At 66.0% G+C, this 12344-nt stretch carries 11 protein-coding genes; 10 read left to right on the forward strand and 1 reads right to left on the reverse strand.

Annotated features, from left to right (window positions below; genetic code table 11):
• Window positions 1-87 precede the first annotated feature (87 nt).
• The 7 genes from E4634_RS02170 (at window position 88) to E4634_RS02200 (ending at window position 7245) form a co-directional block, all read left to right on the forward strand.
• Complete coding sequence (locus tag E4634_RS02170; protein WP_135440960.1) at window positions 88-579, forward strand: type II secretion system protein; 492 nt, start codon at window positions 88-90, stop codon at window positions 577-579.
• An 11-nt stretch (window positions 580-590) separates the two neighbouring features.
• Window positions 591-3395, forward strand: a complete 2805-nt coding sequence (locus tag E4634_RS02175; protein WP_135440961.1) for a putative bifunctional diguanylate cyclase/phosphodiesterase — start codon at window positions 591-593, stop codon at window positions 3393-3395.
• A 100-nt stretch (window positions 3396-3495) separates the two neighbouring features.
• Complete coding sequence (locus tag E4634_RS02180) at window positions 3496-4422, forward strand: M90 family metallopeptidase (RefSeq protein WP_135440962.1); 927 nt, start codon at window positions 3496-3498, stop codon at window positions 4420-4422.
• Window positions 4423-4450: 28 nt separating this feature from the next.
• Window positions 4451-4984, forward strand: coding sequence for a hypothetical protein (locus tag E4634_RS02185; protein WP_135440963.1), 534 nt, complete (start codon window positions 4451-4453; stop codon window positions 4982-4984).
• 25 nt (window positions 4985-5009) lie between these two features.
• Window positions 5010-5159 (forward strand): zinc-dependent peptidase, encoded by a 150-nt coding sequence (locus tag E4634_RS22070; RefSeq protein ID WP_353511669.1) that lies wholly within the window; start codon window positions 5010-5012, stop codon window positions 5157-5159.
• A 78-nt stretch (window positions 5160-5237) separates the two neighbouring features.
• Complete coding sequence (locus tag E4634_RS02195; RefSeq protein WP_135440964.1) at window positions 5238-5777, forward strand: hypothetical protein; 540 nt, start codon at window positions 5238-5240, stop codon at window positions 5775-5777.
• Window positions 5778-5784: 7 nt separating this feature from the next.
• Window positions 5785-7245, forward strand: coding sequence for a PepSY-associated TM helix domain-containing protein (locus E4634_RS02200; protein ID WP_135440965.1), 1461 nt, complete (start codon window positions 5785-5787; stop codon window positions 7243-7245).
• Between the two features lie 10 nt (window positions 7246-7255).
• Here E4634_RS02200 and E4634_RS02205 read toward each other — a convergent pair whose 3' ends face one another.
• Window positions 7256-9382, reverse strand: coding sequence for a TonB-dependent siderophore receptor (locus tag E4634_RS02205; protein ID WP_135440966.1), 2127 nt, complete (start codon window positions 9380-9382; stop codon window positions 7256-7258).
• A gap of 429 nt (window positions 9383-9811) precedes the next feature.
• Between E4634_RS02205 and E4634_RS21415 the strand changes: the two genes are divergently transcribed.
• From E4634_RS21415 to E4634_RS02220, 3 genes are all read left to right on the forward strand, one after another.
• Window positions 9812-10681 carry a hypothetical protein gene (locus tag E4634_RS21415; RefSeq protein WP_167854730.1) on the forward strand — a complete coding sequence of 290 codons (870 nt, stop codon included), beginning with the start codon at window positions 9812-9814 and terminating at the stop codon, window positions 10679-10681.
• Window positions 10682-10854: 173 nt separating this feature from the next.
• Complete coding sequence (locus E4634_RS02215) at window positions 10855-11556, forward strand: spondin domain-containing protein (RefSeq protein WP_135440967.1); 702 nt, start codon at window positions 10855-10857, stop codon at window positions 11554-11556.
• A gap of 10 nt (window positions 11557-11566) precedes the next feature.
• The gene (locus E4634_RS02220) at window positions 11567-12289 is read left to right on the forward strand and encodes a spondin domain-containing protein (RefSeq protein WP_135440968.1); all 723 of its coding nucleotides are present in this window, start codon (window positions 11567-11569) and stop codon (window positions 12287-12289) included.
• Window positions 12290-12344 lie beyond the last annotated feature (55 nt).

The raw sequence follows: 12344 nt of genomic DNA on the forward strand, positions 1-12344 counted from the left end.
GGAGTCACGGTGGTGAGAGGGACTTCACGACAGATCTACAGGAGGCACAGGATGATGGGGTTTGCCACCCATCGTGTAGCGCAGCGCATGCAACCCAGCAGTCCCGGCCTGCGGCAGGGTGGTTTCACCCTGCTGGAGGTTTTGATTGCGGTTGCTATCGGCTCCATCGTCCTGACCATGGGCATGTCCGCCTACACCGAGCACCAGAAGCGCGTGCGCCTGGAGCTCGTCGTCGCGGACATGAAAATGGCTGAGCTGGCCATATTCAGCTACTTCCAGGATTACCAGCGCTACCCCCCCTCCCTCGCCGACGTCGGTTTCACCAAACTGGACCCCTGGGGCAACCCCTACCAGTACCTCAACATCGCTAATGCACCAGCGCCCGGAAAGGGCAAGGGCAAGGGCGGCGTCGGCAAGATGCGCAAGGACAAGAACCTGGTGCCCATCAACAGCGACTACGACCTCTACAGCATGGGTCCGGATGGCCGGTCTGTCGGTCCACTCACCGCCAAACCCAGCCGCGATGATATCGTGCGCGCCAACAACGGTGCTTTCATCGGCCTCGCCGCGGACTACTGAGCGGGCGCCCCGTGTTTATTCCCCGGCTGAAATTTCCCCAGGAGCGGATAACCCGCCGCCTGTTCGCCATCTTCACCTGGCTGGCCCTGGTACCCGTGTGCCTGCTGTCGCTGGTGGCGCTGAGTTATGTCAGCAGCACTTCCCAGGAGCAGATCAACAGCGTACTGGATCGCGAGGTCACCACCTTCGGCGATACGCTGGTGGGCCGCCTGCGCCTGGCCGAGGAGCGGCTGATCTTGTTCGACCACAATCTCGATACCGACGAGCCGGGGATCGCGCGCAGTTGGGCAGAATTTGACGCGCTGCCGGACGGCGACCTGGTATTCGGCGTGTTGCCGGCCAGTGCCTTCGCCGCCGATGCCGAACAGGCCGAGCACTTTGGGCGCGGACGCAGCCTGCTGGTGGTGCGCGCCCTGGGCGGCGGCAAGAGCGCGGTGTACTTGCTGCACAGCGACACCGGGGCACATGCGGACCACGCCTTTGCCGCGGTGCGCATCGGCAGCCACTTCATGCTCGGCGACCCGACGGCGCGCGACTACACCCGCGACTATTGCGTGTACCTGCCCTCCGGCACGCGCCTGTACGCCACGGACCACAACCTGTGCCGGGAATTCGGCTCCTCCGCCAGCGTGTTCAAAGGCCGGCGCAGCCTGAATACGGGCAAAGGCCTGTACTACATGACCTATCGCAGCCTGTTCCTGCGCGAGCGCTTCCTGGCGCAGGACTGGAAGGCCAGCATCGTGACGCGCAGCGCGGAAGTGCTGCAGGTCTCGCAGATCTTCCGCAGTCGCTTTGTCATCTTTGCCAGCCTGGTGCTGCTGGTGGTGTCCCTGTTGAGCATCCGCCTCATCCGCCGGCAGATGGCGCCGCTGTCGGCGATCATGGAAGGCATCGACCGTGTCTCGCAGCAGGACTACGACGAGCGCGTGGAGGTGCACAGCGGCGACGAATTCGAGGAACTGGCCGAGGCCTTCAACCAGATGTCCGGCCGCGTTTCACAGCAGCTGGCCACGCAGGAGTCGATGTCGGAGATCGACCAGATGATCCTCGCCCGCTGCAACCGGGAGGATATCCTGCGCATCGTGCTGCGCAAGACGCTCAACGTGCTACCCGGCGACAGCGTCGCCCTGCTCATGCCCGAAGCCCGCCACGCCGCGCGCCTCTTCTGGCTGGACGACAACTGCGACGAGGGCTTCCAGGCCGCCGAGGTGGAACTGCTGGACGAGGACCGCAAGCAACTTATGGAGCTGGGTCCGCGACTGGTGGATGTCACGGCGGACCTGCTGCCCCTGTTCCTGCTGGTGCCTTATATCGACAACTGCCGCTCGCTGCTGCTGGTGCCAATTACCCTGGAGCGCGAGCTGGTAGCGGTTGCGGTCATCGGTTTCACCAACAAACACCGCGCCGACCCTGAAGAAATCGAGCTGGCCGCCCGCTATGCGGACCGCATAGCCGTCGGCCTGTCCAACGCGGAGTGGGAGGAGCGGCTCTATCGCCAGGCCCACTACGACAGCCTTACCGGCCTGCCCAACCGCATGTCGCTGACCGACCAGTTGCGCCTGCAGATCAACCAGGCGCGGCGCGACGCCGGCAGCTTCGGCCTGCTGTTCGTCGACCTGGACAACTTCAAGCTGGTCAACGATACCCTGGGCCACGATGTCGGCGACCAGTGCATCCGCGAGATGGGCGAACGACTCAGCCAGTGCCTGCGCGAGGAGGACGTGGTCGCCCGGCTCGGCGGCGACGAGTTCGTGGTGCTGGCGGTGGACGGCGGCCAGGAGGTGGCGGACGTGCCGGCGATGATTGCGCTGGCCAACCGCATCCTGCAGGCCGCGGACCAGCCGATGACGATCAAGGGTTACGACTGGCGTTCCAGCGCCAGTATCGGTATCGCGCTGTACCCGCGCGACGGCGAGACCCCCGAGGAGCTGATGAAGAACGCGGACCTCGCCATGTACCACGCCAAGGCCACCGGCCGCGGCAAGTTCCACTTCTACTCGGAGGAGCTCAACGCCCGCTCGGAAGAGCTGATGCGCCTGTCCGTGGAGCTCAAGGCGGCGCTGTCGCAGCGGCAGTTCGAGGTCTACTACCAGCCCAAGGTCGACAGCAGGAGCCTGGATATCGTCGGCGCGGAAGCGCTGATCCGCTGGAATCACCCGCAGCGCGGCCTGCTCTCGCCGGCGCATTTCATCGACGCCGCGGAGAGCCTGGGCCTGGTCAACCAGCTCGGCGACTGGATTCTCGAGGATGTCTGTCGGCAAATCTGCGAGTGGCGCGGGACCGCGCTGCCGGTGGTGCCGGTCTCGATCAACGTGTCCGCCAACCAGATCCGGCGCGACAACCTGCTGCAGTTGCTCGAGGTGCAACTGCGGCGTTACCAGCTGCAGGGCTCAGACCTGGAACTGGAGATCACCGAGGGCGTGCTGGTCACGCGTATCGAGGAAACCGTCAGCGTACTCAATGCGATTCGCGAGCTGGGCACGACGATCAGCATCGACGACTACGGCACCGGCTATTCCTCCCTCAGCTACATGAAAACCCTGCCGGTGGACAAGCTGAAGATCGATCGCTCGTTTATCACCAGCCTGTGTTCGGACGAGATCGACCAGGCCATCGTCAACTCCACCATCATGCTCTCGCGCAGCCTCGGCCTGAAGGTCATCGCCGAGGGCGTCGAGGAAGCCGGCCAGCTGGCCATGCTGCGCGAGTTCGGCTGCCACGAGATCCAGGGCTTCTACTTCAGCCCGCCGGTGCCCGCCGGGCAGTTTGCTGACTTCCTCGCCCAGGGTATCCCCGGTCTGGAGCACTGCGGCTGAGACTGGTCACTGCTGCGCGTTCGGCCAGCGACTTGTTATAGTGCCGGCTGTGACAAACCCGGGTAGCGTTGCATGACCCTCTTCACATGACTCTCTCCACATGACCATCTTCCAGTGGCTCGCCGGCTCGGCGCTGGCCCTGTTGTGCGCCGCGGCCGTATTCGTCTGGTGGCCGCGCTGGCGCCGCCGGCGTATGCTGCGCCAGCCGTTTCCCGCCGCCTGGCAGGCGCACCTGGCGGAACTGCCCTGGTACGCCCGCCTGCCCGCCGCGCTGCGCGAGGAGTTGCAGCGCCTGGTGCGGGTGTTCCTGCATGAAAAACAGTTCGTCGGCTGCGAGGGCCTGGAGGTCAGCGATCGCATGCGCGTGATCGTCGCCGCCCAGGCCTGCCTGCTGCTGCTCAACCGGCCGCATCGCGGCTACCGCGACCTGCGCTGGGTCTATCTGTTTCCCGGCGAGTTCCGCGCCCTGCAGCCGGAGTACGACGAGGCGGGGGTGGTCTCGCATCGCCGCGGTTCGCTGCTCGGCGTGTCCTGGGAGAACGGTCGTGTGGTCCTGGCCTGGGACAGTGTGCTGCAGGACCTTGCCGACGCCTCCGACGGTCGCAACGTGGTGCTGCACGAGTTCGCCCACCAGCTGGACCAGGAGGACGGCGCCGCGGACGGTGCGCCGCTGCTTTACACGCGCGAGGGTTACCGCGACTGGTCGGCGGTGCTCGGCCACGAGTACCATCGCCTGCAGGCACAGCTGGCGCGCGGCCGGGAGAGCCTGATCGACCCCTACGGCGCCAGCGATCCGGCGGAATTTTTCGCCGTCGTCACGGAGCTGTTCTACGAGCGCCCGGCGGCCATGTCCAGCGCCTACCCCAAACTGTTCGAGGTATTGCACGGCTACTACCGGGTGGACCCGCGGGACTGGCGCTGCGATGCCAGGGGGCCGAGCCTGGAGGGGGAGGGTACCGGCTGGCCGGGCACCTGTCGCACGCCGCCGCTGCGACCGCCGGTGGCGGACCTGGATACGTTGGACTGACGCCACTTTGATACGGAAGGACTGAGACATGATTGGAACAACTTCAATTTCAGTGACAGGCATGAAAAGGCATTGGTTCTGGCCCGCCGCGTTCGCTGTTGCTGCTATCAACGCTTTCACCATCGTTATCGATGGCTGGCAGGCGCCCCAGCTCAAGGAGTTTGGCGTAATTTTTGATTTCGCCGTGCTGATTCCGCTGCTCTACTTTTTCTGCTATCGGAAGTTGGGTAAACAAACCCTGGTACGAACAATCGCTTTCGCATGCCTTGGTTTTTGGGTGGCTGGGAAGATTGTTCCAGATACACACCATTTGCTGATTGATCAGCTTGCCTGGGTGCGCTACCTCGGGCTGGCGGTCCTGGTTCTTATTGAAATCCGCATCGCCACCGAAATCTGGCGCCTGGCATTTTGCAGTCGATCTGAGGACGCGAGCGAAGCGATAAAGTTGAAAGCCGAACAGGAAGGTATGCCGCCCTGGGTCGCAAAACTGATGGCCGCCGAAGCGAAATTCTGGAAAAAATTGCTGCAGGCCGTTCGCAGCATCTTCGATTGCTCTCGCTGAGCACGCAGAGCAAGTCAAGAACGTGGTGCTGCACGAGTTCGCCCACCAGCTGGATCAGGAGGATGGCGCCGCGGACGGTGCACCGCTGCGCCAGCGGGCCGAGCCTGGAGGGGGAGGGCACGGGTTGGCCCGGTCATTGCCGCACTCCGCTGGCCTCGAAGTTTGTTGCAAATGAGAATCCATCTCACTAACATCAATCCCCTGGGGCGTCGCTGACAACGACAGCGACGTTTTTCTAGCGAGGGGGAAGCCGATGTATCTACTGACGGGCGTGGTCCTGCTGGCCGTGGGTACTGCGGGGCTGTATTGGTCCTGGCGGCGATTGCGCTTTGCCGGCGCCTGGCTAGTCACCACGAGTTGGCTGGTGATCGGCATGTCGCTATGGGCGTGGTGTGCGGGACTGGGCGCGGAAATTGGCCTCGCCGCCGGACTCCTCGGCCTCAGCCTGTGCGGCGGTGCGCTGGTGGCGCTCAATCTCGAGCTGCGTCGGCGCCGCGCCCTGGCGGAGGCCGCTACGGGGCGCATTGAGATCACTCCGCGCTCCTGGGGCCGGCACCTGCTCCTGTTTGTGGTGAGCGTGCCGCTGGCCGGTGCCGCGGCGATTATTGGCAGTGTCTACCTGTGTCGCCTGCTGCCCTGGCATCCTACCAACGAGATGGCGCTGGCGGTGTTCCTGGCACCGGTGGTCTGGGGCCTCGCCGCCTTCTGGGCCTGCGCCGACCCGCGCCCGGCGCGTCCCGCGCTCGCCTGCCTGGCCTTTGCCGCGCTGCCGGCGGGCCTGCTCTACCTGTGAGGTTCCCGTGAAATTCAGTCTCTCTCCCGGGCTGGTCAGGCAGTCCCTGGCCAGCCATTCCTGGCTGGGTCTGCTGGCTGGCGCGGCCATGTACCTGGTGTGTCTGTCCGGCACCCTCGCCGTGTTCTACCCCGAGTTCGAACGCTGGGAGCAGCCCGCGGTGGCGGAATTCACCGTTTTCGACCCGGCGCTGCTCGAGGGCGCCTACAGCGAAGCCCTGGCCCGTGACAGCGAAGCAACCGAACACGTGTTCATCGGCCTGCCGTCGCCGGGCATGCCTCGCGCCAGTGTATCCACGGACAACGGCGGCTGGTTCGTCAATGGCGACGGCAGCCTGGGCGAGCCGGTGGCCCACGAGTGGACCCACTTCCTGCTCCACCTGCACCTCTACCTGCACCTGCCCGAGAGCTTCGGCATGATTGTGGTGAGCCTGCTCGGCGCGCTCCTGTGCGGGCTCATCGTCTCCGGTGTGCTGGCCCACCCGCGCCTGTTCCGCGACGCATTCAGCCTGCGCCTGCGCGGCTCGAAGCGCATGGAGCAGGTGGATATCCACAACCGGATCAGTGTCTGGGGGCTGCCTTTCCACCTGATGATCGCCGTCACCGGCGCCTACTTCGGACTCGCCTCGCTGGCCATCTTGGTGATTGCCCAGGCCTACTTCGACGGCGATACCGACCGCGTGGTCGGCGAGCTGTTCGGCCCGGAGCCGCAGCTCGAGCAGCGCCTGGAGGGACCGGCGGCGGTGGCCAGCGCGGTGCACCAGGTGCGCGCGATGGCCCCGGAGGTCACCCCGATCTACGTCACCCTGGAGGAGGTCGGCACTCCGCGGCAGTTCATCGAGGTCGGCGCGCAGATGCCGGAGCGGCTGATTTATTCAGAGGTCTACCGCTTCGACAGCGCGGGCCGATTCATCGACCGCGCAGGCTACAGTGACGGCGAGGCGGGCAGGCAGGCGGTGTTCTCCAGCTACCGGCTGCACTTCGGCCACTTCGGCGGGCGCCCGGTCCAGTTCGCCTACCTGGTGCTCGGACTGGGCCTCAGCGTGGTGGCGGTGACCGGGATCAACATCTGGTTCGCCCGGCGCAAGTCCCGCGATGCGCTGAACAGCCTGTGGACGGGGTTCGTGTGGGGCACGCCGCTGGCGCTGGCCGCCAGCGCGGTGGCCCTGGTGCTGCTGGCGGTCCCGGCGGCGCCAGTATTCTGGCTGTTCCTGGTGGCCTGCTGCAGTTTCAGCCGTTACCTGGATGACGATCGCCGGGCGCGGCGCGCGCTGCTGTGGGCCGGTGCCGGCGCCATGCTGTTGCTGGCCGCCGGCCACGCGCTGAAGTTCGGCGGTGTCGCGTTCAGCGGCGCCGCCCTGTGGGTGAATGTTGGCCTGGTGTTGTGTGCCGCGGCCTTTGCGCTGGGCGCGCTGCGGCCGCTGCCGGCCCGCGACGCCGCCGTGGAGGCGGCGCCCGAGCCGGCCTGAGGGCGATGGATCAGAAGCGGTAGGCGACCCGGCCGACGACGGTCCGCGCGTCGCCGGGGAAACAGTCGCCGCGGGCCAGGCAGGCACCGTAGTAGTCCTTGTCGGTGAGGTTGCGCACGTTGAGGGTGAAGTCCCAGTGCGCCATCTCGTAGCCCAGCATCAGGTCGCCGAGGGTGACCGAGGGCGTCTTGATGGTGTCCAGGCCACCCCAGCGCGCGCTCATGTAGCGCACCCCGACACCCGCCTTGAGCCCGGCCAGGGCGCCGCTCGGGCGATAGCCGATCCAGGTGGAGGCCTGGTCCTCAGGCACGCTGTCGACGCGGTACCCGTTGGCGGTCTCGGTCTCCAGGTGGCTGAGATTCAGTTCCACGCTGAAATCGCCAAACTGCGCCTGGGCCTCCAGTTCCACACCCTCGAAGCTGGCCTTGCCGCTTTGCTGCTCCACCAGGTTGGGGGCAGAAAGGGGGTCCGAAAGGTTGCTCTGCTCGATATCGAACCAGGCCAGCGTCACCAGCAGCGGGAAGCTGTCGGGCTGGTACTTGATGCCGGCCTCGACCTGCTCGCCCTCCTGTGGGTCCAGCGGCTGCGGGTTTTCCGGGTCGCCGTTGTCACCGATCACCGGTTCGAAGGAGGTGGCGTAGCTGATGTAGGGCGCGAGGCCGTTGTCAAACTGGTAGAGCACGCCGGCGGCGCCGCTGAAGGCATCGTCCTTCTGTTTGGCGCCGGCGGTCTCGCTCTCGGTCTTGTCGTAGCGCAGGCCCAGGGTGATGCGCCAGTCGCCGATGCTGACCTGGTCGTTGAGGTACAGGCCGTAGTCGACGCTGTCGGTGTCCGGGCGATCGACGACGCGCTCGTTGATGTAGTCGGTGGGCGCGCCGGTGTACACCGGGTCGAAGAGATCGATCCAGTACTGGTCGCCGAAGAAGTCGTCCGGGCCGCCGGTGGCGAAGCTGTAGCCCAGCGCGAAGCCATAGAAGTAGGCATCGCTGCCGGTGGTGACATCCTGGTACTGGGCGCCCATCAGTACCTCGTGCTCCAGCGCGCCGGTGGCGAACTGCGCGCGCAGGCGGGCGTCCACTGCAGCCTGTTCGGAGGTGGCGTCGTTGCGGTAGAAGGTGCGCGGTACCGTCCCGTCCCCGTACAGGCTGCCGTCCGGGTTGTAGACGTAGCGGTCGCCACCGAGGAACGCGCTCCAGGCCTGCTGGTAGTCCGCCTGCGCGTCGGTGTAGCGCGCGGTCAGCTCACCTGACCAGGTGTCGTTGAAGCGGTGATCGGCCAGCAGGGTGACGGCGGTGGTGGTCGCGTCGTAGCGGTTGAAACCGGGCTCGCCGGTATAGGTGCTGCTGTCGATGTGGCGGCCGTTGGGGGCCTCGTACAGGGTGCCGTAGAGGGGCAGGAACTGCGCGGCGGTGTCGCTCTCGATCTCGGTGTAGTTGAGCAGCAGTGTGATATTGGTGTCCTCGCCGGGGCGGAAAGTGACCGAGGGGGCAATGACGATGGAATTGTCGTCGACGTGGTCCACCTGGGTCTCGGCGTCCCGGTAGACACCGACCAGCCGGTACAGCCAGCGGCCGTCGGCGTCGAGGGCGCCGGTGGAATCGAAGGCCAGCTGCTTGCGGTCGAAGCTGCCGTACTCGGCGACGATCTCATGGGCGGCCTCAGCCCGCGGCCGCTTGCTCACCACGTTGACGATACCGCCGGGGGAGCCCTTGCCGTAGAGCACCGAGGCCGGACCCTTGAGGACTTCCACCTGCTCCAGCGTGTAGATGTCCGGCCGCGTGTTGTTGTAGTTGCCGAACAGGGATTGCAGGCTGTCCTGGTACTGGGGCACGTTCAGCCCGCGCACGCGTAGCCAGTCGCCGCGGGTGGCGAAGCCGTAGGTCTCGCCGGTAACACCGGCGCTGTAGGTGAAGGTGTCGTCGAGGACCAGCGCGCCCTTGTCGAGAATCTGTTGCTGGCTCTCGATGGAGACCGAGCGCGCGGTCTCCATGATCGGGACGCTGGATTTCAGTGCGGAATAGCGCGAGAGCTGGCCGGTGACTATCACCTCCTCCACACGCTCGGGGTCTGCATCGGCCTGGGCGGCGGTGGACAGCGCGCCGCAGAGCAAAGCAGCCAGGGGTTTTCTCGAAAACACGTTGGGATCTCCATGGTTGTTGTCGGCAGGGTTATAGTCCGCATGCTATTACAGAATAAGCTAAATATAAATAATAATGATTATCATTTAAGTATTGCGAGGGAGATTGGCTCGGCCGGTGGTATCCGGCCCTACAGGCAGTGGGGCCAGGCCGGTGTCGGGTTTGAGGTCGGGCCAGGATCATGCGTGTGGCGGGCCGGCGTGGAAGGTGTGGCCATGCCAGCGCGGAAGTTGTGGTTGCGCCGGCGCGGAAGTCGTGGCCAGCGCCCGGCGCAGGGGCGGCAACTTCGCCTGGCAACCCGTGGCCAGCGAAGCGCGTTGCACACGCGAGACTGACGGCGGGCGGAATCTCTATAATGCGCCGCTATGCGCCGTTCCATCGTCCATCGTATTTCTCCGCGCGTTGCGCTGCTTGTCCTGTTGTTGTGCTTGTCCCCGTTCCCGGCGGTCGCCGCAGGCGCGGATGAGGGCAGCAGCCGCTTCCAGCGCGCGGTCGGCGCCGTGGCCGCGGCACAGGACGCGGCGCTGGCGGCGCGCTTCGCGGATGCCGCGCTGTTGGAGCTCGCCGAGGTCTACCTCGCCGAGGCCGACCTGGCGCGCAGTGAGGTGCGCTCCGGAAACAACGGACTGGGGCTGGAGGCGTGGTCTGCCGCCGTGGAACGCTACGCCGCCGAGCTCATTGCACTGGCGGACGCCGCGGCAGCTGGTTCGCCGGTAACCCTGCGCCGTTATCCCCGTGAAGTACCGGCGATCAGCGTCGAGCAGCGCACGGTCATGCTTTCACACCCGCGCGCGCCACAGCAGGCGATGTATGAACAGGCGGTGCTGGCGCGTTTCTGTACCGGCGGCATCTGCGACCGGTTGCTGGCGACGCAGGTGCAGTCGATACCGCTGGCTTCGGCCAGTGTCCAGCCGCGCTGGGAATTCAGCGCCGGCAACTCGCTGTGTGTTTACCGCGGTCTGGCCCTGCGCTTCGGCCCCGCCGGCGACCTCGCCCGGCGCCGCGACCTGTGCCGGCAGTTCCTGCAGGAGGCCGAGACCCTGGCGCTGGAGATCGCCCGGCAACAGCGCCACGGCGTGGCCGTGGAGTGGCCGCACCTGCGGGTTCTCTCACTGCAGGGTCGCCCCGGACAGCTGGCGCGGCTCAACGAACTGGGCGACACCGTGTTCGCCGAACTGCCGCTGCTGGCCAGTACCCCGGGTATGCCCGCCGCCATCGCGTCCTGGTTGCGCGGGCGCAGCAGCGGTGCTGGGGACGTTGCACTGGAGCTTGCCGCCGGTGACCTGGGCTGGGAGTAGGCGACTCCCGGCGCTGTTGGTGCTCGACCCGGCCAGCATCCCGTCATCTGCAAGCACAGCGGTGTCGCCCACCCGCGCAAGAAACAAATGAGGAATTTGTGACAGTTTCGTGATTACTCCGATAGAGCGTGAATCGCACACTGGCGATCTCCACTCACCAGGAATGCAAAGTCATGAAAAAGTCGCTATCCATACTCTCCCTGTTGTCGCTGTGCTCGCTGCCGGCGGGCGCTGCAGACATCGACATTGAAATCACCAACCTCACCCACGGCAGTTTTTTCACACCGTTCCTGGTCGCGGCGCACGCGGACAACGTGAGCCTTTTTGCCAGCGGCGAACCCGCCAGTGCCAGCCTGCAGGCGATGGCCGAGGGTGGCGACATCAGCGGCCTGGTGGCCGATGCCGAAGCCGTCAACGCAACGCTGGTGACCGACCCTGCAGGGGGGTTGCTCGCGCCGGGGCAGGCCGCCAGCACCAGCCTCAATACCGACGACGCGCCGGACAACACCCGGCTGTCGATCGTGGCGATGATCCTGCCCAGCAACGATGGTTTCATGGGGCTCAACAGTGTCGAGATTCCCAGCGAACCCGGGCGCTACATGTTCAGCGTGAACGCCTACGACGCGGGCACCGAGGGCAACGATGAAATCCTCGGCGGCGGTGCCCCGGGTGATCCGGGCTTCCCCGCGCCGCCGCCGGTGATGGCGACCAGCGGTACCGGCGGCACCGGTGTCGCCGCGGATGCCGAGGGCTTCGTGCATATCCACCGCGGCGTGCTCGGCGACGCCGACCCCAGTGGTGGCGTGAGCGATATCGACGCCACGGTGCACCGCTGGCTGAACCCCGTCGTGCGCGTTGTCGTCACCGTAAACTGAGGGCGGCCCGATGAAACGATTGCTGATACCCGCGCTGATTGCGCTCGCCGCCGGCTGTAGCGATAACAACTCGAACTCCAACCCGAGGCCGGACGAGACCACGCCCCCCGAGCCGGAACCGGTGGTCAACGCCATTTTCGAGGTGGGCGTGGTCAACCTCACCAACGGCCAGCCGCTGTCACCCATTGCGCTCGCGCTGCACGATGACAGCTTCGCCGCCTTCGCCGTGGGCGCGCCGGCCAGTGCCGGTCTCGAGCTGCTGGCGGAGGGCGGCGATAACAGCCAGCTTCTGGAGGAAGTCGAGGGACGCGTGGAAGCCAGTGGCGAAGCGCCCCTGGGTCCGGGCGGTGAGGAGACCTTTGTCCTCGAACTCGATGGCGACGACGTCAGCGACCTGCACCTCAGTGTGGTGAGCATGCTGGTCAACACCAACGATGCTTTCACCGCGCTGAACGGCGTGGACGTGTCCGCGATGGAGGTGGGCGATACCTGGATGGTGAATGCCGTGGCCTACGACGCCGGGACCGAAGCGGACAGCGAAGCGGCCGGCACCATTCCCGGACCCGCCGACGGCGGCGAGGGCTTCAACGCCGCGCGCGATGACGCCGCCGACCAGGTGACCATGCACAGCGGTGTAGTGACCTCGGACGATGGCCTGCCGACCTCGGTGCTTACGCAGATGCATCGCTTCGACAACCCGGTCGCGCGCTTTACCGTGACCCGCACGCAGTAGAGTACGGCCGGCGCAGTAGCGATACTGCGCCGGTGCTCGTCGGGCGTTTGCGGCT

Source organism: Mangrovimicrobium sediminis, assembly GCF_004745945.1.
Lineage (GTDB): Bacteria > Pseudomonadota > Gammaproteobacteria > Pseudomonadales > Halieaceae > Mangrovimicrobium > Mangrovimicrobium sediminis.

Bases quoted from the DNA above. Each gene is read 5' to 3' on its own strand.
- E4634_RS02170 (WP_135440960.1), top strand. From the start codon at position 88: ATGCAACCCAGCAGTCCCGGCCTGCGGCAGGGTGGTTTCACCCTGCTG.
- E4634_RS02180 (WP_135440962.1), top strand. From the start codon at position 3,496: ATGACCATCTTCCAGTGGCTCGCCGGCTCGGCGCTGGCCCTGTTGTGC.
- E4634_RS02185 (WP_135440963.1), top strand. From the start codon at position 4,451: ATGATTGGAACAACTTCAATTTCAGTGACAGGCATGAAAAGGCATTGG.
- E4634_RS02195 (WP_135440964.1), top strand. From the start codon at position 5,238: ATGTATCTACTGACGGGCGTGGTCCTGCTGGCCGTGGGTACTGCGGGG.
- E4634_RS02215 (WP_135440967.1), top strand. From the start codon at position 10,855: ATGAAAAAGTCGCTATCCATACTCTCCCTGTTGTCGCTGTGCTCGCTG.
- E4634_RS02220 (WP_135440968.1), top strand. From the start codon at position 11,567: ATGAAACGATTGCTGATACCCGCGCTGATTGCGCTCGCCGCCGGCTGT.